31 protein-coding genes are annotated in these 21,714 nt (G+C 33.6%); 15 read left to right on the top strand and 16 right to left on the bottom strand.

All coding sequences use genetic code 11. The features are described 5' to 3' along the window. Positions 1 to 164: 164 nt before the first annotated feature. Positions 165 to 1,406 (bottom strand): MFS transporter, encoded by a 1,242-nt coding sequence (locus ACQH2P_RS01320; protein ID WP_425362694.1) that lies wholly within the window; start codon positions 1,404 to 1,406, stop codon positions 165 to 167. A 643-nt stretch (positions 1,407 to 2,049) separates the two neighbouring features. Here ACQH2P_RS01320 and ACQH2P_RS01315 point away from each other — a divergent pair. Then, positions 2,050 to 2,358 carry a hypothetical protein gene (locus ACQH2P_RS01315; protein ID WP_425362693.1) on the top strand — a complete coding sequence of 103 codons (309 nt, stop codon included), beginning with the start codon at positions 2,050 to 2,052 and terminating at the stop codon, positions 2,356 to 2,358. On the opposite strand, the gene ACQH2P_RS01310 is transcribed toward ACQH2P_RS01315, so the two are convergent. Further along, positions 2,321 to 3,001 carry a Tim44 domain-containing protein gene (locus ACQH2P_RS01310; RefSeq protein ID WP_425362692.1) on the bottom strand — a complete coding sequence of 227 codons (681 nt, stop codon included), beginning with the start codon at positions 2,999 to 3,001 and terminating at the stop codon, positions 2,321 to 2,323. The genes ACQH2P_RS01315 and ACQH2P_RS01310 overlap by 38 nt on opposite strands. Before the next feature lie 111 nt (positions 3,002 to 3,112). Here ACQH2P_RS01310 and ACQH2P_RS01305 point away from each other — a divergent pair, with 111 nt between their 5' ends. Continuing rightward, entirely contained in the window at positions 3,113 to 3,274 is a 162-nt protein-coding gene (locus ACQH2P_RS01305; RefSeq protein ID WP_425362691.1) for a hypothetical protein, read from the top strand. Here ACQH2P_RS01305 and ACQH2P_RS01300 read toward each other — a convergent pair. Then, positions 3,239 to 3,406, bottom strand: a complete 168-nt coding sequence (locus ACQH2P_RS01300) for a hypothetical protein (RefSeq protein ID WP_425362690.1) — start codon at positions 3,404 to 3,406, stop codon at positions 3,239 to 3,241. The genes ACQH2P_RS01305 and ACQH2P_RS01300 overlap by 36 nt on opposite strands. A gap of 16 nt (positions 3,407 to 3,422) precedes the next feature. Continuing rightward, positions 3,423 to 4,598: an FAD-dependent oxidoreductase gene (locus ACQH2P_RS01295; RefSeq protein ID WP_425362689.1), complete on the bottom strand. Its 1,176-nt coding sequence runs from the start codon at positions 4,596 to 4,598 to the stop codon at positions 3,423 to 3,425. Positions 4,599 to 5,306: 708 nt separating this feature from the next. On the opposite strand from ACQH2P_RS01295, the gene ACQH2P_RS01290 reads away from it, so the two are divergent. The 4 genes from ACQH2P_RS01290 to ACQH2P_RS01275 all read left to right on the top strand — a co-directional run bounded on the left by ACQH2P_RS01290 (position 5,307) and on the right by ACQH2P_RS01275 (position 8,445). After that, positions 5,307 to 6,473, top strand: a complete 1,167-nt coding sequence (locus tag ACQH2P_RS01290; protein ID WP_425362688.1) for a phage portal protein — start codon at positions 5,307 to 5,309, stop codon at positions 6,471 to 6,473. Further along, positions 6,470 to 6,652 (top strand): hypothetical protein, encoded by a 183-nt coding sequence (locus ACQH2P_RS01285; protein ID WP_425362687.1) that lies wholly within the window; start codon positions 6,470 to 6,472, stop codon positions 6,650 to 6,652. The genes ACQH2P_RS01290 and ACQH2P_RS01285 overlap by 4 nt, the downstream gene beginning before the upstream one ends. A 147-nt stretch (positions 6,653 to 6,799) precedes the next feature. Beyond that, complete coding sequence (locus tag ACQH2P_RS01280; RefSeq protein ID WP_425362589.1) at positions 6,800 to 7,033, top strand: hypothetical protein; 234 nt, start codon at positions 6,800 to 6,802, stop codon at positions 7,031 to 7,033. A gap of 302 nt (positions 7,034 to 7,335) precedes the next feature. Beyond that, on the top strand, positions 7,336 to 8,445 hold the full coding sequence (locus ACQH2P_RS01275) for an IS66 family transposase (protein WP_425362590.1): 1,110 nt from the start codon (positions 7,336 to 7,338) through the stop codon (positions 8,443 to 8,445). On the opposite strand, the gene tnpB (ACQH2P_RS01270) is transcribed toward ACQH2P_RS01275, so the two are convergent. After that, positions 8,442 to 8,795 (bottom strand): IS66 family insertion sequence element accessory protein TnpB, encoded by a 354-nt coding sequence (tnpB, locus tag ACQH2P_RS01270; protein ID WP_425362591.1) that lies wholly within the window; start codon positions 8,793 to 8,795, stop codon positions 8,442 to 8,444. The two genes, ACQH2P_RS01275 and tnpB (ACQH2P_RS01270), sit on opposite strands and share 4 nt — an antisense overlap. Beyond that, positions 8,783 to 9,208, bottom strand: a complete 426-nt coding sequence (locus ACQH2P_RS01265; RefSeq protein ID WP_425362592.1) for a hypothetical protein — start codon at positions 9,206 to 9,208, stop codon at positions 8,783 to 8,785. The genes tnpB (ACQH2P_RS01270) and ACQH2P_RS01265 overlap by 13 nt, the downstream gene beginning before the upstream one ends. A 66-nt stretch (positions 9,209 to 9,274) precedes the next feature. On the opposite strand from ACQH2P_RS01265, the gene ACQH2P_RS01260 reads away from it, so the two are divergent. The 4 genes from ACQH2P_RS01260 to tnpB (ACQH2P_RS01245) are packed head-to-tail and all read left to right on the top strand — an operon-like array spanning position 9,275 to position 10,410. Then, complete coding sequence (locus ACQH2P_RS01260) at positions 9,275 to 9,433, top strand: IS630 transposase-related protein (protein ID WP_425362686.1); 159 nt, start codon at positions 9,275 to 9,277, stop codon at positions 9,431 to 9,433. A 5-nt stretch (positions 9,434 to 9,438) separates the two neighbouring features. Beyond that, positions 9,439 to 9,633 (top strand): transposase, encoded by a 195-nt coding sequence (locus ACQH2P_RS01255; protein WP_425362655.1) that lies wholly within the window; start codon positions 9,439 to 9,441, stop codon positions 9,631 to 9,633. 46 nt (positions 9,634 to 9,679) lie between these two features. Continuing rightward, complete coding sequence (locus tag ACQH2P_RS01250; RefSeq protein WP_425362660.1) at positions 9,680 to 10,069, top strand: hypothetical protein; 390 nt, start codon at positions 9,680 to 9,682, stop codon at positions 10,067 to 10,069. Continuing rightward, positions 10,057 to 10,410 (top strand): IS66 family insertion sequence element accessory protein TnpB, encoded by a 354-nt coding sequence (tnpB, locus tag ACQH2P_RS01245; protein ID WP_425362591.1) that lies wholly within the window; start codon positions 10,057 to 10,059, stop codon positions 10,408 to 10,410. Before ACQH2P_RS01250 ends, tnpB (ACQH2P_RS01245) begins: the two co-directional genes overlap by 13 nt. Here the strand turns inward: tnpB (ACQH2P_RS01245) and ACQH2P_RS01240 are convergent. The 6 genes from ACQH2P_RS01240 to ACQH2P_RS01215 form a co-directional block, all read right to left on the bottom strand. Continuing rightward, entirely contained in the window at positions 10,407 to 11,516 is a 1,110-nt protein-coding gene (locus ACQH2P_RS01240; RefSeq protein WP_425362670.1) for an IS66 family transposase, read from the bottom strand. The genes tnpB (ACQH2P_RS01245) and ACQH2P_RS01240 overlap by 4 nt on opposite strands. A gap of 38 nt (positions 11,517 to 11,554) precedes the next feature. After that, positions 11,555 to 11,788 carry a hypothetical protein gene (locus ACQH2P_RS01235; protein ID WP_425362621.1) on the bottom strand — a complete coding sequence of 78 codons (234 nt, stop codon included), beginning with the start codon at positions 11,786 to 11,788 and terminating at the stop codon, positions 11,555 to 11,557. Between the two features lie 30 nt (positions 11,789 to 11,818). After that, positions 11,819 to 12,052 (bottom strand): hypothetical protein, encoded by a 234-nt coding sequence (locus ACQH2P_RS01230; protein ID WP_425362589.1) that lies wholly within the window; start codon positions 12,050 to 12,052, stop codon positions 11,819 to 11,821. Positions 12,053 to 12,199: 147 nt separating this feature from the next. After that, entirely contained in the window at positions 12,200 to 12,349 is a 150-nt protein-coding gene (locus tag ACQH2P_RS01225) for a hypothetical protein (RefSeq protein WP_425362685.1), read from the bottom strand. Between the two features lie 5 nt (positions 12,350 to 12,354). Beyond that, positions 12,355 to 12,747 (bottom strand): helix-turn-helix domain-containing protein, encoded by a 393-nt coding sequence (locus ACQH2P_RS01220; protein WP_425362656.1) that lies wholly within the window; start codon positions 12,745 to 12,747, stop codon positions 12,355 to 12,357. 64 nt (positions 12,748 to 12,811) lie between these two features. Beyond that, a complete protein-coding gene (locus ACQH2P_RS01215) occupies positions 12,812 to 13,855 on the bottom strand; it encodes a Sca4 family protein (RefSeq protein WP_425362684.1) in 1,044 nt (347 codons plus the stop codon). A 772-nt stretch (positions 13,856 to 14,627) separates the two neighbouring features. On the opposite strand from ACQH2P_RS01215, the gene ACQH2P_RS01210 reads away from it, so the two are divergent. Then, positions 14,628 to 15,176: a helix-turn-helix domain-containing protein gene (locus ACQH2P_RS01210; protein WP_425362683.1), complete on the top strand. Its 549-nt coding sequence runs from the start codon at positions 14,628 to 14,630 to the stop codon at positions 15,174 to 15,176. Between the two features lie 41 nt (positions 15,177 to 15,217). Here the strand turns inward: ACQH2P_RS01210 and ACQH2P_RS01205 are convergent, their stop codons facing one another. Beyond that, positions 15,218 to 15,490 carry a BrnT family toxin gene (locus tag ACQH2P_RS01205; protein WP_425362682.1) on the bottom strand — a complete coding sequence of 91 codons (273 nt, stop codon included), beginning with the start codon at positions 15,488 to 15,490 and terminating at the stop codon, positions 15,218 to 15,220. Between the two features lie 20 nt (positions 15,491 to 15,510). After that, complete coding sequence (locus ACQH2P_RS01200) at positions 15,511 to 15,762, bottom strand: CopG family antitoxin (protein ID WP_425362681.1); 252 nt, start codon at positions 15,760 to 15,762, stop codon at positions 15,511 to 15,513. A gap of 403 nt (positions 15,763 to 16,165) precedes the next feature. On the opposite strand from ACQH2P_RS01200, the gene ACQH2P_RS01195 reads away from it, so the two are divergent. The 4 genes from ACQH2P_RS01195 (at position 16,166) to ACQH2P_RS01180 (ending at position 20,924) form a co-directional block, all read left to right on the top strand. After that, positions 16,166 to 19,153: a sodium:solute symporter family protein gene (locus tag ACQH2P_RS01195; RefSeq protein WP_425362680.1), complete on the top strand. Its 2,988-nt coding sequence runs from the start codon at positions 16,166 to 16,168 to the stop codon at positions 19,151 to 19,153. A 125-nt stretch (positions 19,154 to 19,278) separates the two neighbouring features. Further along, entirely contained in the window at positions 19,279 to 19,512 is a 234-nt protein-coding gene (locus ACQH2P_RS01190; protein WP_425362589.1) for a hypothetical protein, read from the top strand. A 30-nt stretch (positions 19,513 to 19,542) separates the two neighbouring features. Then, positions 19,543 to 19,776 carry a hypothetical protein gene (locus ACQH2P_RS01185; RefSeq protein WP_425362621.1) on the top strand — a complete coding sequence of 78 codons (234 nt, stop codon included), beginning with the start codon at positions 19,543 to 19,545 and terminating at the stop codon, positions 19,774 to 19,776. Between the two features lie 38 nt (positions 19,777 to 19,814). Continuing rightward, positions 19,815 to 20,924 (top strand): IS66 family transposase, encoded by a 1,110-nt coding sequence (locus ACQH2P_RS01180; protein ID WP_425362670.1) that lies wholly within the window; start codon positions 19,815 to 19,817, stop codon positions 20,922 to 20,924. Here the strand turns inward: ACQH2P_RS01180 and tnpB (ACQH2P_RS01175) are convergent. Further along, entirely contained in the window at positions 20,921 to 21,274 is a 354-nt protein-coding gene (gene tnpB, locus ACQH2P_RS01175; protein ID WP_425362591.1) for an IS66 family insertion sequence element accessory protein TnpB, read from the bottom strand. The genes ACQH2P_RS01180 and tnpB (ACQH2P_RS01175) overlap by 4 nt on opposite strands. After that, complete coding sequence (locus ACQH2P_RS01170) at positions 21,262 to 21,651, bottom strand: hypothetical protein (protein WP_425362660.1); 390 nt, start codon at positions 21,649 to 21,651, stop codon at positions 21,262 to 21,264. The genes tnpB (ACQH2P_RS01175) and ACQH2P_RS01170 overlap by 13 nt, the downstream gene beginning before the upstream one ends. Between the last annotated feature and the right edge of the window lie 63 nt (positions 21,652 to 21,714).

The following is a 21,714-nucleotide window of genomic DNA, read 5'->3' as shown; positions in this document are numbered from 1 at the left end:
TACCTGCTATTTAAGTATAATATAATAAATAAATTAGAATCATCTCGTAACACCTATTTATTAGCTCTTCGATGTACGTAATTAAAACATAGCATAACATAATTTCAACACAAAATCCTATTGTTGTCAATAGAGTTTGTAAAAATCAAAAAAAATTATCATTATTAAATTTTATGTATCCTTAAAAAAGCTAATACAAATAACATACTAAATAACGTAGTAAATAAAAAAAGATTGGACCATTCCATAGAATTTGCACAAATACCAGATAAACAGGATAAAATGATCCGTACGAAAGAACTAAAAGAGGAAATAATAGAGTACTGCGTGGCAATCAATTGGCTATTGCATAAACTAGAAAAATAAATAACCAGCACGGTATTACCAAGCCCACAACAGAAATTTTGTACAGTAATAGTTATAGTAAATATAACTATATCATGACCTACTATAGATAAAAACATTAGCATTAGGGGAGATAGTAATTGTAGACTACCACATATTAGGAGACTTCGATATATTCCTATTCTTGCAGTTAAAATACCGCTAACAATCCCCCCAAAGGTCATTAGTATGAATCCATAGGTTTTTGAAATAGAAGCAATTTCTTGGGAGGTAAAAGACAAATCAATAAATAATGGAGAACTCATTGCCATAGGAATTGAGTCACTTGCTTTATATAGAAAAATAAACAGCATAATGAACATCCAATTTGGATGGTTTCGTTTTAATAATAGTAAGCTATCACCAATGACTTGAGAATATTGGGTAAATGAAAGTAAATTAGTAAAAATGTGTTCCGTTTTTTTTGTAGCAGGCTCTTGCATGTATAAGATTATTATCGGGGCTGCCATTGTTATAAAAAAGGTACATAGATATACCAAATGCCAATTAAAGATGCAAGATACATATAATGCCCCTGTACTATTAATAAGCATTCCTATACGAAACCCCGTGTTACTAAAAGTTGTGGCAATTGAGAGTTCTTCCTTTGTTGCAGAGCGTTCTATACGATAAGCATCTAAAATAATATCTTGAGTTGCTGCACAACAGGAAATAGTAAAATTTAAAATTGCAGTAATAACTATATTAACAGGAGGGTGTATAATTAAGAATCCACTAGTAGCAACTAATAAACATCCTTGGGCAGCTAGTGCCCATCCACGACGTTGACCAAATTTTCTGCATATAATGGGTATAGAATATTTATCAATAAAAGGTGATAATATTGGTTTTAAGCAATAGGGCAAAGATGTTAGAAACATCACCCCAATAATATCAGTTGAATATCCTGCTTGTGATAATTGGTAATGAATAGTAAATGTAACCAATGAAAAATTTCCTCCTGCAACTAGACCTAGTAAGAAGAAACAAATAAAATAAGAGTGCTTGCGATTAGTTGTCATATTCAGGAGTTATATCCATCTTTTTGGACAGTTATCTAAAAAGTCTTTTGTGTTTTAATGCACTGTCAGTCTTGGAAGACTAAATATCACAATTTCCTTGTTATTTCAATATAACATCCACAATTAAACTAATTTAACCTCGATATATAGCTAACCCGTTAAAGTTCTAGATAATTTCTTTGTTATAGTTATGCCCATAGGATTAGGTGATAAAAACATAACGATTGTAAGTTGTCATTCTTAGCAACGGCGGGAATCTAGATACCTGCTTTCGCAGGTATAACACAAAGTTTGTGTCACCTAATTCAATAGGTTTCACTATAGAGGTATCTAGATTCCCGCCGTTGCTAAGAATGACAACTTACAATTGCTTCGTCGTGCTTACATACTCCTCGCAATGACGCTTGTGTAGCATAATATCCTTATAATTTTTTGCTATTTTTACGATAGAATAAAAAATATAGGGTACTATGGGTAGAGCCAAGCATGAGTTATTAACAAGAACTATTGACTCGTATTTTTATAAGTGATAGCATGAGCATGGGTCTTATGAACTACAAAATTTATATAGCTAACCCATTTAGTGAAGCTATCTAAAACTTTAACCGATTAGATATAGTGCCAATACAGATAGGTTCATAAAATGTTAAATCCAACATCTTATACAATAGAAAACTTAAGTGATGCACGAGAGTTTTTGTCTAAATTTCACGATCCTGTTATTTTAACTAATAAAAGTGGTAGTACGAGATATTACGGTATGCTAGTGCTTGATTATATTTTTAAAACACTAACCAAAGAATTCTCCCAAATCGTAAAAATCATCGTTAATGTAGAAAATGATCACGCGGCTTTATTTACTGCTATCAAACTTAATTACCAAAATATAATTTATACTGGTGAATCAGCAGAAGCTAGAAAGTTGGTTGCCCCTCTGCTGTTTGGCGAGTAACATTAGTTAAAAACCAATCTGTGTTTTTAGAGATAAGACTTCTAGAGAACGTCCATTCTTCTTGCATGTTTTTTATCTTACTAGTTATCTTTTTACCCGTGAATAATACTTTTATAAAAATGTTATTAGCAAAGGTATAGGCTTCAGAAATTTTGGCATCTAATGTGCTACCATGAACAAATTCTCCATAAGTTTCAGAAAAAATATGAAATTCTTTTATATATCTTTTATCCACCAATGTTAGTAAATCTTCAATATCGTCATCATTAGAAGCTTCAATGATCAGCTCAAAAGCTGCTTTTGCACTATGCAAAAATTTTCTTGCTTGAAATGATGGAAGCTTAGCAGATATAGCTTGAATTCCAGCTATTATATCCACAGAATTTTCGTCAACTATTAACCCATCAAATTCCATAGGATTGATAGGGAAGGGGCTTACCTGAGGTGTGTTTTTCTTAAAAATACCACTAGTAGCAGTTTTTGCTGTATAAGTAACGTCTCTAATTGCTGTTTCACCAAAAAAGGAAGATTTGTGTTTAGCTGGATCATCCTCTGATGTAGTGCCAAGCGTAGCAATTAACCTATTTATAATAAAAAAAGCGACTCCAGCAAAAATTAACAATTCTATTATTTGAGCAGACATTATTATAACTCACTGTTTAAATTTTTTACATATAATGCATCTTGCATTAAACCATTTTACGCGAATTTGGCTTTTACAATTAACCCGACTAACATTTACCCAACGGAAAAGATGTCATTCCCGCGTAGGCGGGAATCTATAAAATATCAGGACTTTTTAGTTCTATTTTATGTTCCCGCCTACGCGGGAATGACATCTTACAACGAAGCAATCCTGTTTTGTGTCATACCGCAAGGTTTAACTTGTCATACCTGCGTAAGTAGAGGTATCTAGATTCCTGCCTACGCAGGAATGACAAGGGAGTGCGGGAATGGACACTAAAGCTGTGATGTCATACCTGCGAAAGCAGAGGTATCTAGAGTTAAAGAATGACAACTTACAAATTGCTTTGTCGTGCTTACACACCCCTTGCAATGACGTCTTATTTTATACCGTAAAATTCTTTAGCATTTTTTATCATAATATCAAATTCTTTATTATTCGGTGTATCTGGTGTTGCTCCTTCAATAAATGTGCCACCAATTACCCCAATATCGTTAGAACCACTACCTGCTAACTTTTTAGGAAATACATAAAAAGCCCGTTCTACATCTTGTCCAGATTCAGTTTTGCCATGCGGTAAATATACTAAAATCATATACTGTAAATCTTGTGGTTTTTGGTCTTTTAGCATAATTAAATGTCCTTGCACCGGAACTAGCGTATTATCTTTATTAAGCTCTTTTGCTCCGAGACCAGTACAATTAATGATATATTTAGTATCAATTTCAGAAAATGCAGTAATTTTCTTTTGTACAAACTTTACCTTAGGTTTTAAGTAATCTGTTAATTCTGTCATCAGAGTAGCCGTATCCATGAAGATACCATCATCATAAACAACCATTTTGCGGGTGGTTCCATTACCAAAGTCAAGAATAACGTCTTTTGCCGGCTTCATAACTTTAGCGACAACATAAGGTTCTAAATCTGATGACTTCCTATTCTCAAAATAAGATGGAGTAATAATTGCTCCCTTCTTAATGTATGGGTTAGCATTCTTTGCTATTTGTTCATAAAATTTATAAGCATCAACACCTATTTTATTAATAACTTTTTCCATCTTATGATTATTGTCCATAGATACTGGTGCGAGCAATCCACCAGCATTGTGTGAAGTTAAATGATCATAACGGTCAGCAACGATCGTTATATCTGTATAACCATTCTCTACCAAATCATAAGCAGTGTATAATCCTAAAACTCCAGCACCAATGATTGTTATAGCTGTTGATTTTTTAAGGTCTGAAGAATATTTTGATTGTTCAAGCAACCGATTAACATAGTGTGCTGAGCCTGGTCCTAATGTCCAACCACTACCTCCATGACCATAATTATTAGCGATAATTTTATTACCCTGGCGTTCAACGCTCATATTAGGTGCCCCATGTCTCATAGGACGATGGCACGATATCTTTTCTCCAAGATGAGCTTCCTCTAAATTTGGCGGAGTAATATTTCTGACCTCATATTTGGGTTCTATGTTGGCACAAGCAAGCATTGGCACTATCAAAAAAATAGTTGTAAACGAATATTTAAAATACTTAAGAACGTTAAACATGATAACTGCCTTGATAAAATTGTTATCGTTAATACTACCCTAACTTATATTTAGAGCAATGTAATGGTATACTTTAATATAATGGAAACAAAATGACAAGCAATTTTACTAAGTTTGTTGTGAACATTTCTCTTTATAGCTAACCCGACTAACATTACTCCACCATTGCGAGCCTACTTTTACCCACAAATAGTTTTATCAACAAGGGTGCCACCGTCATTGCGAGGAGCTACTTACAGTAGCGACAAAGCAATCCATAAAAGTAACCAAAAATGGATTGCCACGACCATTGCGTGGTCTCGCAATGACGAAAGTACTTTTAGCAAAGCGTCATTGCGAGAAGGCCGTAGGTCGACAAAGCAATCCATAAAAGTGATTAGCATGTAATTCAATTTAAAAATTTAAATATTTGACAAATATTTATGCGTCAACACTTAGTGCAGCTATAAAATAATGTTATAAGTAAATAGAACTAACCCATTAATGTTTTAGAATGGCGGGAGTCTAGATACCTGCGTTCGCAGGTATGACATTACAGTTTTATTGTCATTCCCGCGTAGGCGGGAATCTAGATAGCTGCGTTCGCAAGGTTAACACAAAACAGGACTGCTTCGTCGATCTTATGATCTCCTCGCAATGACGCCAGTTTATTATGATTAAATACTAATCGGGTTAGCTATAATTACAAGAAATTTATTTTAGGTGAGTATGATAACAAAATATCTTAAAAAAGTTTTTAAAGCCAAGAATTGTAAATCACATACATTTATTGATTTTACTAATTTAGGGAATTCAGAATTTAGGGATGTGAAAGTTGGGATAGAGGCGTATCGTCGAAATGTTATAGTTTATCGATGTGTGAATTTAATAGCCCAGTCAGCAAGTCATGTCCCCTGGATAGTTAATAAAAATAATCGAGGTTCTTTGGAGAAAATGCCAAATCATCCTGTTTATAATTTATTGAAAAAACCTAATCCAGAAAAAGCCGGAGCAGATTTCTTTGGTGAAGTGATAGCAAGTAAGCTGTTATATGGTAATGCTTATATTTTAGCAACATCAATAAATAATCGTCCCCGAGAGATTTACTTATTACCTGCCAATTCAACTGAATTAGTGTTAGAAAGGAATTCCCCAGTAGCGTACCGATATATGAGTAGTAGTGGAGAAAAAATTTATCCTATTTCACCAATTGATCGAATGAGTAAGGTGTTACATTTGAAGAATTATCATCCTACTAACTGTTATTATGGGCTATCTTGTCTTGATGCAGCTTCCTTATCAATTGATTTGCATTCACAAGCTACTAGTTGGAATAGTTCTTTACTGAGGAATGGTGCTCGTCCAAGTGGAGCATTGATAGTCAAAGAAACGAATGGTTATCTTAGTGATGAACAGTTTGATAGGCTACATGAGCAACTTACCGAGAAATTTACCAGTAGTAATAATTCTGGTAAGCCTCTTCTTTTAGAAGGTGGGCTTGATTGGCAAGAAATGAGTATTAATCCAAAAGATATGGATTTTATTGAGGCAAAAAATTCTGCAGCTAGGGAGATAGCTTTGGCTTTTGGTATCCCCCCTCAATTGCTAGGTATTAATGGTGATAATACTTATAGTAATATGCAAGAAGCTAGATTAGCTCTGTGGGAAGAGACGTTAATTCCGTTGCTTGATAAATTATCAGATGCTTTAGGTAACTGGTTGTCACACTGGTATCAAGAGGAGATTATTATTGATTTTGATCGTGATAGTATTTCAGCATTGACCGAAAAACGTGAGAATTTATGGGCTAAAATCTCTAATGCTAGTTTTATGACTTTAAACGAGAAAAGGTCTCTTGTCGGTCTGAAGCCTATAGATGGTGGAGATAGATTATGACAAACGACACAATTGCCACATTATATAGTTTTATTACTAAGATAGTTTCTCTCCTTGAAGTCGAGTTAGACGAGCTAGGATCAAAAAAATCCAAGGGAGAGGTAATAATTAAAAAAAATATTACTGAAACACTGAATAAATTAGTTAATTTAATGTATACTTGCAGCAAAACTGCATAACTCTATTAAATTTTTTTGGTAGTATGAATTTATTTTATAAATTTGGGTTCCTACTATGCAAATATCACCGATTAGTAAAAAAACTGGTTGAAAAACTATCAGTTATACTATAACATTTCAATTATTAAACGTAATGAATGAATCAAAATGAAAAAGCCAAAAGTAGCGACCTTAAGTGCTGAGGAACGAGAAGAACTAATACAACATATTAAGGCAAGTTCATTAACAGGAGATGATCAGCAAGCGGTGATAGAACTTGTGAAATTTTGTAACGAACTAATAGACAAGCTAGCATCATCAAACATCAGTATAAATAAGCTTAAGGAGATGATGATTGGTTTTAAGGCAGATAACAAAAAAAAGATAGTTCAGATTCATTAAAAGAACCACCGAGTGAATCTGATAATAAGAATGGTGGTAATGAAGAAGAGTACGATGAGTCCAAGAAGAGAGATCGCAGTAATTGGCAAGGTAAATATGGATTTGATGATTATCAGGATGCAAATACCAGCTATTTAGCTCCTGAGAATTTTTGTAGTGGTGATAGCTGTCCTCACTGTGATAATGGTAAACTCTATAATAGTGAAGCTAGAAAATTGCTACAATTTACAGGTAATGCTCCAATTACAGTCAACAGATATGTAAAGAAAACGTTACGCTGTAATGCTTGCGATTATACAGTTATGAACAATAAGAATATCAACAAATGGACAAATAGTAGCAAAAGTGCAATAGTGTTACAAAAGACCTACGGTACTCCCTTCTATCGTTTATCTAGGTTGCAAAGTTTAAGCGGGGTTCCTGTATCATATAGCTCGTTGTGGCAACAATATTTAGATGTTTGGCAAGAAGGTGGTGGAGCTGAAATTTACAGGGTATTATTGGAAATGGCTGCCGAATGTAGCTCACTGAATCTTGATGATACTAGAGCTAGAATTTTAGAAATTACTGTAGCCAATAAAAAATTACGTACTCAAAATAAGAAAGGACGCAGCTGTTATACCACTACTATATGTGCTAAGACTGCCAATAATGAGGTGATAGTTTTATATTTTACCGGTAATAAGCATGGCGGGGAAAATATTGGTAACGTACTAAAGAATCGTAAGAATAGGACTGATTCTATTCATTTAATGACTGATGCAAGTAACAATAATAACCCAGTATTATCAGAAGCAGATAAAGAATTACTAGCAATAATAATTATGATCAACTGTTTATCACATGGACAGAGGAAATTTACAGATAATGAACCATACTATCCTGAAGAATGCGGATATTTTCTCAAACAAACTGGTGGGATTTACCATAATGAACATCAATGTAAAGAGATGAGCCTTGAGGAAAAGCTGAAGTACCATCAGGAACATAGCAGTAAATATATAGAAAACATATATAACAAAATAGACGAATTATTTAACGACAAGAAAGTTGAGCCTAATAGTAGGTTTGGGCAAGCTATGAAATATTGGTTAAATAATAAAGAAGGTTTGACGCAATTTTTGAAAATTCCAGTTAGCAGTCTTGATAATAATTGGGCTGAGAGGTCACTACGTACCATTATTTTACAAAGGAAGAATTCATTATTCTTTAAAACAATCAATAGTGCTGAGATACATAGTGGTCTGTATAGTATAGTAAAGACTTGTAGTGAGAACGGGATCAATGCATTTAAATATTTAAATTGGCTGCAAGAGCAGAGTAGCAAAGCAAAGAAGCATCCTACGAATTATACACCTTTTGCCTATGCAAGATATATAAATAATACGGAATTAATCGAGACGGCAGCTTAAATGACAGGAAGCCAATCATTGGAGAGTTTGGCAGAACTAGGATCGCCATTATGAATAAGAATGTGTAAGGTTCTATAACAAATCTGATAAGATGAATTATCAGATGGGGAAAGTTTTGCCGTAAATTTACCTTTGGATAGGCGTTTAGAGCATAACCAAAAGCCTTGACCGTCAAAGGACAAAATTTTAATGGCAGTTCTGTTTTTATTATAGAATAAAAACAAGGAACCATTAAGAGGGTTGGAAGAAAGTTTTTGTCTGCAAACAGCTATTAAACCATCGATACCCTTACGAAAGTCGATGGCAATAGTGGCAACAAAAATAACTGACTGAGGGGTTAGTTGCAGCATAGAAATGTTTGAATTATGGTTTTTAGCTCTAGTGTTTGAATAATAAGCTTGGTACCATTTGGCTTAATAATGTGGCAAGTGTAGTAATTTTGTTTGGGAGTAGCCACAGGATCAGTATCTATAGAATTTACTAGTTGAAATGGGAGAAAATTAATATCGTGTTGTAGAACTTTATTTGAAGTTGAGGTAGGAGAAGTTTTGAGGGAAGGTTGATGGGCTTGTTGAATTGAACTAATTATTGTTTTATTAATATTGAGATGTTTGGCTATATCTTTGCAAGAATAGTGATGGAGTAGCTGGCGAACTAATTCCTTTAGATGGTTTGGTATGGGATCAAACTTGTTAGTTTTAGTTTGACGCCAGGCTTTAAATTGCTGAGCTACTTGCTCAACAGTAATTGATGGTATTTGCATAGTAGGAACCCAAATGTATAAAATAAATTTTATACTAACAAAAAAATTAGATAGAGTTATGCAGTTTTGCTGCAAGTATACGAAATAGCAAAAGAATTAGATAATGTTGCAAGTATAATGACTATCAGCCGAGCTTTAAAGAAACTCAACATTACTCGAAAAAAAAGACATATGCGTATAAAGAAAGAGATGAAGGAAAGCGACAAGATTTTCTCAGTGAATTAGAAAAAGTGCCGATAGAGAGACGTGTTTATCTTGATGAAGCGGGCATAAATGATAATGAATCATATGAATATGGATGGTCAATGAAAGGAAGTCGTTGTAATGGGAGTAAATCGGGAAAACGTAGTGAAAGAACAAGTTTTATTGGTGCGTTAAATCAGAATAGTTGTATACTTGCAGCAAAACTGCATAACTCTATCTAATTTTTTTGTTAGTATAAAATTTATTTTATAAATTTGGGTTCCTACTATGCAAATACCATCAATTACTATTGAGCAAGTAGCTCAGCAATTTAAAGCCTGGCGTCAAACTAAAACTAACAAGTTTGATCCCATACCAAACCATCTAAAGGAATTAGTTCGCCAGCTACTCCATCACTATTCTTGCAAAGATATAGCCAAACATCTCAATATTAATAAAACAATAATTAGTTCAATTCAACGTATACTTGCAGCAAAACTGCAACAAGATATTAATTTCCTTCCATTTCAACTAGTAAATTCTATAGATACTGATCCTGTGGCTACTCCCAAACAAAATTACTACACTTGCCACATTATTAAACCAAATGGTACCAAGCTTATTATCCAAACATTGGATCCAAAAATCATAATTCAGACATTTCTATGCTGCAACTAACCCCTCAGTCAGTTATTTTTGTTGCCACTATTGCCATCGACTTTCGTAAGGGTATCGATGGTTTAATAGCTGTTTGCAGACAAAAACTTTCTTCCAACCCTCTTAATGGTTCCTTGTTTTTATTCTATAATAAAAACAGAACTGCCATTAAAATTTTGTCCTTTGATGGTCAAGGCTTTTGGTTATGCTCTAAACGCCTATCCAAAGGTAAATTTACGGCAAAACTTTCCCCATCTGATAATTCATCTTATCAGATTTGTTATAGAACCTTACACATTCTTATTCATAATGGTGATCCTAGTTCTGCCAAACTCTCTAATGATTGGCTTCCTGTCATTTAAGCTGCCGTCTCGATTAATTCCGTATTATTTATATATCTTGCATAGGCAAAAGGCGTATAATTCGTAGGATGCTTCTTTGCTTTGCTGCTCTGCTCTTGCAGCCAATTTAAATATTTAAAGGCATTGATCTCGTTCTCACTACAAGTCTTTACTATACTATACAGACCACTATGTATCTCAGCACTATTGATTGTTTTAAAGAATAATGAATTCTTCCTTTGTAAAATAATGGTACGTAGTGACCTCTCAGCCCAATTATTATCAAGACTGCTAACTGGAATTTTCAAAAATTGCGTCAAACCTTCTTTATTATTTAACCAATATTTCATAGCTTGCCCAAACCTACTATTAGGCTCAACTTTCTTGTCGTTAAATAATTCGTCTATTTTGTTATATATGTTTTCTATATATTTACTGCTATGTTCCTGATGGTACTTCAGCTTTTCCTCAAGGCTCATCTCTTTACATTGATGTTCATTATGGTAAATCCCACCAGTCTGTTTGAGAAAATATCCGCATTCTTCAGGGTAATATGGTTCATTCTCTGTAAATTTTCTCTGCCCATGTGACAAACAATTGATCATCACTATTATTGCCAGTAATTCTTTATCTGCTTCTGATAATACCGGGTTATTATTGTTACTTGCATCAGTCATTAAATGAATAGAATCAGTCCTATTCTTACGATTCTTTAGTACGTTACCAATATTTTCCCCGCCATGCTTATTACCGGTAAAATATAAAACTATCACCTCATTATTTGTAGTTTTAGCACATATAGTAGTGGTATAACAGCTGCGTCCTTTCTTATTTTGAGTACGTAATTTTTTATTGGCTACAGTAATTTCTAAAATCCTGGCTCTAGTATCATCAAGGTTCAGTGAACTACATTCGGCAGCCATTTCCAATAATACCCTGTAAATTTCAGCTCCACCACCTTCTTGCCAAACATCTAAATATTGTTGCCACAACGAGCTATGGGATACAGGAACCCCGCTTAAACTTTGCAACCTAGATAAACGATAGAAGGGAGTACCGTAGGTCTTTTGTAACACTATTGCACTTTTGCTACTATTTGTCCATTTGTTGATATTTTTATTGTTCATAACTGTATAATCGCAAGCATTACAGCGTAACGTTTTCTTTACATATCTGTTGACTGTAATTGGAGCATTACCTGTAAATTGTAGCAATTTTCTAGCTTCACTATTATAGAGTTTACCATTATCACAGTGAGGACAGCTATCACCACTACAAAAATTCTCAGGAGATAAATAGCTGGTATTCGCATCCTGATAATCATCAAATCCATATTTACCTTGCCAATTACTGCGATCTCTCTTCTTGGACTCATCGTACTCTTCTTCATTACCACCATTCTTATTATCAGATTCACTCGGTGGTTCTTTTAATGAATCTGAACTATCTTTTTTTTGTTATCTGCCTTAAAACCAATCATCATCTCCTTAAGCTTATTTATACTGATGTTTGATGATGCTAGCTTGTCTATTAGTTCGTTACAAAATTTCACAAGTTCTATCACCGCTTGCTGATCATCTCCTGTTAATGAACTTGCCTTAATATGTTGTATTAGTTCTTCTCGTTCCTCAGCACTTAAGGTCGCTACTTTTGGCTTTTTCATTTTGATTCATTCATTACGTTTAATAATTGAAATGTTATAGTATAACTGATAGTTTTTCAACCAGTTTTTTTACTAATCGGTGATATTTGCATAGTAGGAACCCAAATTTATAAAATAAATTCATACTACCAAAAAAATTTAATAGAGTTATGCAGTTTTGCTGCAAGTATACCTTTCACTACGTTTTCCCGATTTACTCCCATTACAACGACTTCCTTTCATTGACCATCCATATTCATATGATTCATTATCATTTATGCCCGCTTCATCAAGATAAACACGTTTCTCTTTCGGCACTTTTTCTAATTCACTGAGAAAATCTTGTCGCTTTCCTTCATCTCTTTCTTTATACGCATATGTCTTTTTTTTCGAGTAATGTTGAGTTTCTTTAAAGCTCGGCTGATAGTCATTATACTTGCAACATTATCTAATTCTTTTGCTATTTCTGTAAGCGTTAACGAGTTACCTTTTTCTACTAAATGACGCAACTCCGATAAATCAGGGATTTTATGACCATATCCTTTCTGGTATCCCTCCTTTGACTTTATATCTCCAGTTTGTTTCTTTAATCTAATCCAATCATAGATTATTGACCGACTAATTTTAAAGGTTTCGCATGTAAGTGCTACTTTCTTATATTTCTCATAATGTTCTATAACTCTAGAACGTAAATCGTAACTGTAGGGGGATGCCATATTGCTATTATAAAATTTTTTTATTATTTATCATTATAACTTATTTGAATCCATATGTTAAGTGCTATAACTTGCCTACTGAAGCAGGAGATTGCTCGGCAAATTGTTGTAATGATTTTCTTTGTTGATCTCGCAAGTCAGTTGCTGGTTTTAATCCATCTAAGGTCGATTGATATTTCTTTTCTTCTTGCATTGATAAATCACTACTATTGACAGTATTAGCAGTAATCATCATATCCTGAGCAGTAGTGATAGTTTGAGAGAAGTCAATATCTTGCCCTTTATTCTTCTCCAAAGCTATCATCATTTCTCGATATTTACCTTGGGTTACTGGCAAACTATAGACATGTCCTAGATGTTCTATATAGCCTATTGCCTCATCTGCTTCACCATTAAATCTCACTGGTTTTGGGCTACTGATTTCTGACAATTTACCTTGACTATCATAATGAGCGGTAAAATATACTGCTCGATCTTTAGCAATATTTCGACCATTTTCATCTTGTACGGCTAATGACAAATGCATTGAACCATTTTTACTTGCCAATTCTGTTGGAAAATCTATGGTTCTATAGCTATTGATTTGCTTAACAGTGCCATCTGACAAAGAAACTAGAGCATTAATTTTATGAGTTGTTTCCTTGATAGTAGCTAACTCATCACCTGAATCATTTCTTACTATCTGGCTTCTGACATTACCTTGCCTATCACCATCTTGCCAGTTCATTGTATGAAATTGATCAGCAAAATTATGATGAACTTTCCTATATCCAACTATCTCTGTTCTTTCTAGTTCAGCTTTAACTTCAGCATTTGCAAAGGCTTGATCAATTATTGCTCTATTATTGACATTTTTAAGATATTCAGCAAATTCCTTATCTTCATAGCCAGCTACGGTTGCATCATGATTCTGGGATATATATTCTCTTAAAATATCACGCTGTTTTTGCAAGATTTCCTGCCTGATGGCTTCGGTAATCGGGTCTAATTCTTCTATACCCAGAGATGAATCTGCTAAAATAAATAAGTCTTGTGATTCTTCTATTTGTTCTACAACCTCATTACTATCCTCTTGAAGAATATTAGTGGGCTGCGGGTTATCTTTCATAATCTTCTCTACTAATTACGTCTTGGGTTGCATATACGTCATTGCGAGAAGGCGTGAGCCGACGAAGCAGTCCATTTCTAATTACTTTATGGATTGCTTCGTCGCTACTAAAGTAGCTCCTCGCAATGACGAGTTATAGGCATACATGTCATTGCGAGACCACATAGTGGTCGTGGCAATCCACTTTTATGGATTGCTTCGTTGCCACTAAAGTAGCTCCTCGCAATGACGCCGATATTGCTAATACTTACGTTATGAGACTGCAAAAATAATAGAGTTTGACTAATGGAAGAGATTTGTGTATGATCATAAGTACACCTCAATAACGGTTGTAATTTAATAGCAATAGCTATTGGATTAATTAATTTAGCTAGTAAGTACTTTCAGTCGCGAAACCTTCAAGTACTTACTAGTTTGCTCAATGTAATATTCAAGTTTTAGCCTATTAATAAGCTAAACGCTTGAGTTGTTACACTGGACTTTTTAGAACGAGACTTATAGCTAATCCGATTCGTCATTGCGAGGAGCCACTTTAGTGGCGACGAAGCAATCCAGAAAAGTGGATTGCCACTACACTCACGTGGTCTCGCAATGACTCTCGGACAGCTAAGCCAAAATATGTATTTTGGCTCTAAAAAATTAGTCAGCAGTTACTGACCTCTTTTTTTTGGTCTCATTCTATTTTTGCAGTCTAATATAATTATTTTGGGGTGTCAAGTAAATAATTTCACCGCGCGAGTTTTTGTTTTTTACTTAATCCTTGAATTCCTGTATGACTCTTGTTAAAAAAATACAACAATTTTTAGAATCAAAATTTGAAGAACTCAAACTAACAAGAAAAGAGCTTTCTAAGCAAAGTGGTATTTCTTATAATAATATTACTAGTATTATGAACGGGTTAAGCTCTACTACTCAAATGTATAATATATTGAAAATAGCTGACTATTTTAACTGTTCTATGGACGAAGTTGTAGGAAGAAATCAATATCTTTCTTTACCTAATACAGAAAGTCCAGAATTTTGTAAAATTACACCAAGTGATATCATTTCTAATATAAAAAAGTTTCTGATTGACAAAGCAGAAAAACAAAATCTAAATTTGTATAAACTAAGTATTGAAATAGGCTTTAGTAATAATTCTTTACATGGGTTTGTTAATGGTAAGAGAGAACAAAAAACTTTTAATAGCCAAATCGCAGTAGCCCTAGCAGATTATTTTCAAGTATCAGTAGATGAAATGATTGGCAGAATTAAACCCGCTACTTCTGATAATGATAAACTTTCTCAACAAAACCCCAATTGTGATAGTGATTTGAAATAATAATTTATATCAATTGTTTCCTTTACCAATTTGAGTGAGATTTAACTTAAAAATTTTTTTCTTGCTTTTCTACTTGGAAATAGTGTCTTTAGAAAAATAGTTTCTTTATCTTCTTTGATGTAAGGTACAGCATATACTTCAGTTACTACTCTTACATATAAAATCTGCTGATCAGGATATTGCTCTTGATTGTGATGTTTCGTTATATCTAGCAGATTTCCATCTGCTATAGCCTGAATTATTTCTTCAAAGCCTATCCCCCTTTCAAGTAATAATTTCGAATTTTTCTCATAATTATATCTAAATTTAATCAACTTACACTACCTAACAACATCTATAATCTTGTGGCTTCTTTATGAATCAGCATATTAATATATGTTTGATATGCTAATCCAGCCTTTGAAGCTTTAATTTTTATAGCTTCAATATCCTGCTGGGCTACTCTTATGGTAATCGGATGTTTTTGTTTTAGATGTGTTTTAGCCGCATTTTGAAATAGACCAAGATCATCCTGGTTTTTAATACTAGGTTGTTTTCCAAAATTAATCTCTATTTCTTGTTCGTATTTATCTAATTTGTAGTTCATAATTTTACATAGTTTTTATTTAATAATAATACATACAGTGTACATACTATGTCAATATATTTTAGAATTATTATATAAAAACATTATATTGACTTTAGACAAATAGATATTTAAAATCTAAGGTGGAATTGCTGCAAAGTAATTCTGGGGTTTAGCAACCTTTATCTGACAGCGGTATGCATTATACCGTAAAAATGGTGCTTCTCGGTCTTTTATGGTCGGGGGGATGGTAGTCGTATGTTCAAGGCTCAAGTGTTTACATTTGAGCCTGATGGCGTCTATCATAGCTGTCTGTCGGCAGTTTTGCTAACTCCCCGATCACCAATCTAGATTCACTTCTTCTAAAAATCTTGTCTTTGGTGGTCAAAAATTTACAGTTTTTTGACATTCAGGGGAAGATTATATGCATTTAAGTTGGGATTTGGATACAACCATTTTCGCTACCTTTTTAACTTTTAACTTAGCAGTAGGTCTATTTTTTAGTCGTGGTATAAAAAATATTAACGAATATGCTATAGGCAACCGCAATTTCTCCACCAGTACTATAACTGCTACAATTATTGCTACTTGTATTGGTAGTGGTTTTTTTTCTGGGGCAATTACTGAATCTTATAGACAAGGTCTATACTTTATCATTCCGGCAATTTGTGAACCTTTGGCTCTGATAATCGTTGGTTACTTATTAGCTCCACGTATGGCAGAGTTTCTAGGTAATCTTTCCATAGCTGAAGCCATGGGGAGTCTGTATGGTAAAAAAGTTCAATTGGTTACAGCCGTAGCAGGTATTTTCCTTTGTATAGGAATAGTTGCATTGCAATTTAAGGTTTCAGCTACCATGTTGCAACTTTTCTTTAATGTTTCCAGTTTTTATGCCGTTTTGGCAAGTGCTGTTATAGTGATATTATACTCGGCTTTTGGTGGTATCAGGGCTGTTACTTTTACAGATATAATACAATTTTTTACTTTTGGCACTATCGTTCCTGTAATTACTTTGATAATTTGGGGAACTCTCCATGATCCTCATAAAGTTTTTGTAACAATTAATGAAAGCCCTTTATTTGATTATAGTCAGGTATTTAATTTCTATAACTCTAAGTCTATAAGTTCCTTTTTCTTGTTATTAGTTTATCTAATTCCAGCTTTTCAACCGGTTTTTTTCCAGAGATTGGCAATGGCTAAGGATGTCATGCAAGCTAGACAGTCTTTTATAACAGCAGGTTTAATTTGTCTTGTGATATTAGTAATAACAATCTGGGTTGGAATATTATTACTGGCAGATAATCCTAATCTTAACCCTAATAATTTATTAGCCCATATTATAGAGAATCACAGCTATCCAGGATTAAGAGGACTTACTGCTATAGGTATTATCGCGATAATTATGTCTACTGCAGACTCATACATTAACTCTTCAGCTATATTATTTACTAATGATATTTTAAAATTATTAAATTTTATACCTAACCCAACTAACATTACTCCGTCATTGCAAGGAGCCACTTTAGTGACCCCAACTAACTCGTCATTGCGAGGAGCTACTTTAGTGGCGACGAAGCAATCCAAGAAAGTGATTAAAAATGGATTGCTTCGTCGTGCTTCGCTACTCCTCGCAATGACGAGTGGGGTACATACACGTCATTGCGAGAAGCCACTTTGTGGCGACGAAGCAATCCAGGAAAGCGGATTGCCACTACACTCACGTGGTCTCACAATGACGCCTGGGGTGCTTCAACGTAATAATCTTAGTGATCTCATTATATTACGTATTTCCGCTGTTTTTGTTGGTATTTTTGCTATTTTCCTAGCTTTCAAAGCAAGTAGTATACTTGATTTACTGCTAATAGTATTAGGTGTTTATATGCCTGTAGTTTCAGCACCTTTCCTTTTAGCAATCCTAGGCTTTCGTAGTAGTAGTAAAGCGGTATTAGTTGGAATGTTTGCTGGATTTATTACAGCAGTTAGTTTTAAAATCTTAAATGTAAAAATGGGGGCTACCGTACCAGCTATGGCAGCTAATTTGTTAACTTTGATGTTTAGCCATTACTTTTTTAAACAAGCTGGTGGTTGGATTGGTGTGAAAGACCCCAGCCCTATAATCGCTCTCAGACTGGAACGTAAAAGAAAATTCAGAAAAATTATTAGTTCAATCAAACAATTTAATCTGATAAATTTTTGTAAAGGCAATCTACCAAAAAATGAAATTACTTATTTTCTATTTGGCTTCTTTGTAATAATATCCACTTATTCCTCGTTATTTACTATTTCAGAATATTATAGCACAAAATATGCTGATATTTATCACTTCATTTACCACTCAGTATTAATAATATCTACCGGGCTTGTAACTTATCCAATATGGCCTCCTAGATTTAAAAACGAGAGCTTTATAGCATTAGCTTGGAATCTAGGTATTTTATATCTATTGATTTGTGTTGGAAGTATGTTGGTCATGATTAGCGAATTTCATCAACTACAATTAATAATATTTATTATTAATTTGTTAATTACAGGGATATTGCTTAGGTGGCAAGTAGCTTTATTTATAACGATTTTTGGTACATTTGCATCATTGCAATTTTTTAAATGTTATATGGGTGAAGACTATTTAACTAGTAATTTCGGTAGTATACAATTTCAAATAAATTTCCTTTTGTTGCTATTTAGTAGTGTATTAATAGCATTTCTAAAACCAAAACAAAAATATGAAGAACTGTCTGAAACCATGAAGAGTGCATGGGAAGCAAAATCAAGGAAACTAACGCATGATTTGATAAAAGTAACACAACATGAAGAAGAGTTTTTTAATAGAATAACAACTCAAGAACAACAGCAACTTAATACCTTGTACCTTCAACTTAAAGAATTATGTGCAAAACTACAAAAAACAGATAATAAAGACCAGATTTCTCGGATCACTGAAGAATCATGTGAAATAATAAAACGAATAGAGGCTGGAGCTTTATATCTTTCAACTATTACTCATAGAGTAAGACATCAGGTGCATATTAAGCTTACTAAAATCAACATTATGGATTTAGTAAATGAAGTAGTAGTAGAATGTGAAAAATTATTTGCTCAACCATTACGGTTTATGAGCCGATATAAAATAAAATATCCTAATATAATATGTGACCCAGAAAAACTGAAGGCAGTAATAAAAAGCCTGGTGATTCATGCTATCAACAATAATGTTGATAGTAATCTGGTGGGTATTTTTCTAGAGGATGATATTCTAGATTTTGAACTAAATATATCAGAAGCTACTAAAAGTAAAAAATCAATTGAAGCAATAAGACTAACAATAAAAGACCAAGGTGATAAACTTACTGAGCAACAACTTAAATGTATACTTGCAGCAAAACTGCATAACTCTATTAAATTTTTTTGGTAGTATGAATTTATTTTATAAATTTGGGTTCCTACTATGCAAATATCACCGATTAGTAAAAAAACTGGTTGAAAAACTATCAGTTATACTATAACATTTCAATTATTAAACGTAATGAATGAATCAAAATGAAAAAGCCAAAAGTAGCGACCTTAAGTGCTGAGGAACGAGAAGAACTAATACAACATATTAAGGCAAGTTCATTAACAGGAGATGATCAGCAAGCGGTGATAGAACTTGTGAAATTTTGTAACGAACTAATAGACAAGCTAGCATCATCAAACATCAGTATAAATAAGCTTAAGGAGATGATGATTGGTTTTAAGGCAGATAACAAAAAAAAGATAGTTCAGATTCATTAAAAGAACCACCGAGTGAATCTGATAATAAGAATGGTGGTAATGAAGAAGAGTACGATGAGTCCAAGAAGAGAGATCGCAGTAATTGGCAAGGTAAATATGGATTTGATGATTATCAGGATGCGAATACCAGCTATTTATCTCCTGAGAATTTTTGTAGTGGTGATAGCTGTCCTCACTGTGATAATGGTAAACTCTATAATAGTGAAGCTAGAAAATTGCTACAATTTACAGGTAATGCTCCAATTACAGTCAACAGATATGTAAAGAAAACGTTACGCTGTAATGCTTGCGATTATACAGTTATGAACAATAAAAATATCAACAAATGGACAAATAGTAGCAAAAGTGCAATAGTGTTACAAAAGACCTACGGTACTCCCTTCTATCGTTTATCTAGGTTGCAAAGTTTAAGCGGGGTTCCTGTATCCCATAGCTCGTTGTGGCAACAATATTTAGATGTTTGGCAAGAAGGTGGTGGAGCTGAAATTTACAGGGTATTATTGGAAATGGCTGCCGAATGTAGTTCACTGAACCTTGATGATACTAGAGCCAGGATTTTAGAAATTACTGTAGCCAATAAAAAATTACGTACTCAAAATAAGAAAGGACGCAGCTGTTATACCACTACTATATGTGCTAAAACTACAAATAATGAGGTGATAGTTTTATATTTTACCGGTAATAAGCATGGCGGGGAAAATATTGGTAACGTACTAAAGAATCGTAAGAATAGGACTGATTCTATTCATTTAATGACTGATGCAAGTAACAATAATAACCCGGTATTATCAGAAGCAGATAAAGAATTACTGGCAATAATAGTGATGATCAATTGTTTGTCACATGGGCAGAGAAAATTTACAGAGAATGAACCATATTACCCTGAAGAATGCGGATATTTTCTCAAACAGACTGGTGGGATTTACCATAATGAACATCAATGTAAAGAGATGAGCCTTGAGGAAAAGCTGAAGTACCATCAGGAACATAGCAGTAAATATATAGAAAACATATATAACAAAATAGACGAATTATTTAACGACAAGAAAGTTGAGCCTAATAGTAGGTTTGGGCAAGCTATGAAATATTGGTTAAATAATAAAGAAGGTTTGACGCAATTTTTGAAAATTCCAGTTAGCAGTCTTGATAATAATTGGGCTGAGAGGTCACTACGTACCATTATTTTACAAAGGAAGAATTCATTATTCTTTAAAACAATCAATAGTGCTGAGATACATAGTGGTCTGTATAGTATAGTAAAGACTTGTAGTGAGAACGAGATCAATGCCTTTAAATATTTAAATTGGCTGCAAGAGCAGAGCAGCAAAGCAAAGAAGCATCCTACGAATTATACGCCTTTTGCCTATGCAAGATATATAAATAATACGGAATTAATCGAGACGGCAGCTTAAATGACAGGAAGCCAATCATTAGAGAGTTTGGCAGAACTAGGATCACCATTATGAATAAGAATGTGTAAGGTTCTATAACAAATCTGATAAGATGAATTATCAGATGGGGAAAGTTTTGCCGTAAATTTACCTTTGGATAGGCGTTTAGAGCATAACCAAAAGCCTTGACCATCAAAGGACAAAATTTTAATGGCAGTTCTGTTTTTATTATAGAATAAAAACAAGGAACCATTAAGAGGGTTGGAAGAAAGTTTTTGTCTGCAAACAGCTATTAAACCATCGATACCCTTACGAAAGTCGATGGCAATAGTGGCAACAAAAATAACTGACTGAGGGGTTAGTTGCAGCATAGAAATGTCTGAATTATGATTTTTGGATCCAATGTTTGGATAATAAGCTTGGTACCATTTGGTTTAATAATGTGGCAAGTGTAGTAATTTTGTTTGGGAGTAGCCACAGGATCAGTATCTATAGAATTTACTAGTTGAAATGGAAGGAAATTAATATCTTGTTGCAGTTTTGCTGCAAGTATACGTTGAATTGAACTAATTATTGTTTTATTAATATTGAGATGTTTGGCTATATCTTTGCAAGAATAGTGATGGAGTAGCTGGCGAACTAATTCCTTTAGATGGTTTGGTATGGGATCAAACTTGTTAGTTTTAGTTTGACGCCAGGCTTTAAATTGCTGAGCTACTTGCTCAATAGTAATTGATGGTATTTGCATAGTAGGAACCCAAATTTATAAAATAAATTTTATACTAACAAAAAAATTAGATAGAGTTATGCA

It is taken from the genome of Candidatus Tisiphia endosymbiont of Hybos culiciformis (assembly GCF_964030975.1).
GTDB lineage: Bacteria > Pseudomonadota > Alphaproteobacteria > Rickettsiales > Rickettsiaceae > Tisiphia.
The sequence above is the reverse complement of the archived record's forward strand: the minus strand, read 5'-3'. Positions and strand labels throughout refer to the sequence as shown.

What these genes read in the sequence shown, in the direction of transcription:
- ACQH2P_RS01250 (WP_425362660.1), top strand. Translation starts at nt 9,680, where the DNA reads ATGCAAATACCATCAATTACTATTGAGCAAGTAGCTCAGCAATTTAAA.
- ACQH2P_RS01210 (WP_425362683.1), top strand. Translation starts at nt 14,628, where the DNA reads ATGACTCTTGTTAAAAAAATACAACAATTTTTAGAATCAAAATTTGAA.
- ACQH2P_RS01180 (WP_425362670.1), top strand. Translation starts at nt 19,815, where the DNA reads ATGAACAATAAAAATATCAACAAATGGACAAATAGTAGCAAAAGTGCA.
- tnpB (WP_425362591.1), bottom strand. Translation starts at nt 8,795, where the DNA reads ATGCTGCAACTAACCCCTCAGTCAGTTATTTTTGTTGCCACTATTGCC.
- ACQH2P_RS01305 (WP_425362691.1), top strand. Translation starts at nt 3,113, where the DNA reads ATGTCATTCCCGCGTAGGCGGGAATCTATAAAATATCAGGACTTTTTA.
- ACQH2P_RS01275 (WP_425362590.1), top strand. Translation starts at nt 7,336, where the DNA reads ATGAACAATAAGAATATCAACAAATGGACAAATAGTAGCAAAAGTGCA.
- ACQH2P_RS01195 (WP_425362680.1), top strand. Translation starts at nt 16,166, where the DNA reads ATGCATTTAAGTTGGGATTTGGATACAACCATTTTCGCTACCTTTTTA.
- tnpB (WP_425362591.1), bottom strand. Translation starts at nt 21,274, where the DNA reads ATGCTGCAACTAACCCCTCAGTCAGTTATTTTTGTTGCCACTATTGCC.
- ACQH2P_RS01230 (WP_425362589.1), bottom strand. Translation starts at nt 12,052, where the DNA reads ATGAAAAAGCCAAAAGTAGCGACCTTAAGTGCTGAGGAACGAGAAGAA.
- ACQH2P_RS01220 (WP_425362656.1), bottom strand. Translation starts at nt 12,747, where the DNA reads ATGGCATCCCCCTACAGTTACGATTTACGTTCTAGAGTTATAGAACAT.
- tnpB (WP_425362591.1), top strand. Translation starts at nt 10,057, where the DNA reads ATGCTGCAACTAACCCCTCAGTCAGTTATTTTTGTTGCCACTATTGCC.
- ACQH2P_RS01310 (WP_425362692.1), bottom strand. Translation starts at nt 3,001, where the DNA reads ATGTCTGCTCAAATAATAGAATTGTTAATTTTTGCTGGAGTCGCTTTT.
- ACQH2P_RS01285 (WP_425362687.1), top strand. Translation starts at nt 6,470, where the DNA reads ATGACAAACGACACAATTGCCACATTATATAGTTTTATTACTAAGATA.
- ACQH2P_RS01295 (WP_425362689.1), bottom strand. Translation starts at nt 4,598, where the DNA reads ATGTTTAACGTTCTTAAGTATTTTAAATATTCGTTTACAACTATTTTT.
- ACQH2P_RS01200 (WP_425362681.1), bottom strand. Translation starts at nt 15,762, where the DNA reads ATGAACTACAAATTAGATAAATACGAACAAGAAATAGAGATTAATTTT.
- ACQH2P_RS01315 (WP_425362693.1), top strand. Translation starts at nt 2,050, where the DNA reads ATGTTAAATCCAACATCTTATACAATAGAAAACTTAAGTGATGCACGA.
- ACQH2P_RS01280 (WP_425362589.1), top strand. Translation starts at nt 6,800, where the DNA reads ATGAAAAAGCCAAAAGTAGCGACCTTAAGTGCTGAGGAACGAGAAGAA.
- ACQH2P_RS01185 (WP_425362621.1), top strand. Translation starts at nt 19,543, where the DNA reads ATGGTGGTAATGAAGAAGAGTACGATGAGTCCAAGAAGAGAGATCGCA.
- ACQH2P_RS01190 (WP_425362589.1), top strand. Translation starts at nt 19,279, where the DNA reads ATGAAAAAGCCAAAAGTAGCGACCTTAAGTGCTGAGGAACGAGAAGAA.
- ACQH2P_RS01290 (WP_425362688.1), top strand. Translation starts at nt 5,307, where the DNA reads ATGATAACAAAATATCTTAAAAAAGTTTTTAAAGCCAAGAATTGTAAA.
- ACQH2P_RS01320 (WP_425362694.1), bottom strand. Translation starts at nt 1,406, where the DNA reads ATGACAACTAATCGCAAGCACTCTTATTTTATTTGTTTCTTCTTACTA.
- ACQH2P_RS01265 (WP_425362592.1), bottom strand. Translation starts at nt 9,208, where the DNA reads ATGCAAATACCATCAATTACTGTTGAGCAAGTAGCTCAGCAATTTAAA.
- ACQH2P_RS01235 (WP_425362621.1), bottom strand. Translation starts at nt 11,788, where the DNA reads ATGGTGGTAATGAAGAAGAGTACGATGAGTCCAAGAAGAGAGATCGCA.
- ACQH2P_RS01240 (WP_425362670.1), bottom strand. Translation starts at nt 11,516, where the DNA reads ATGAACAATAAAAATATCAACAAATGGACAAATAGTAGCAAAAGTGCA.
- ACQH2P_RS01170 (WP_425362660.1), bottom strand. Translation starts at nt 21,651, where the DNA reads ATGCAAATACCATCAATTACTATTGAGCAAGTAGCTCAGCAATTTAAA.
- ACQH2P_RS01215 (WP_425362684.1), bottom strand. Translation starts at nt 13,855, where the DNA reads ATGAAAGATAACCCGCAGCCCACTAATATTCTTCAAGAGGATAGTAAT.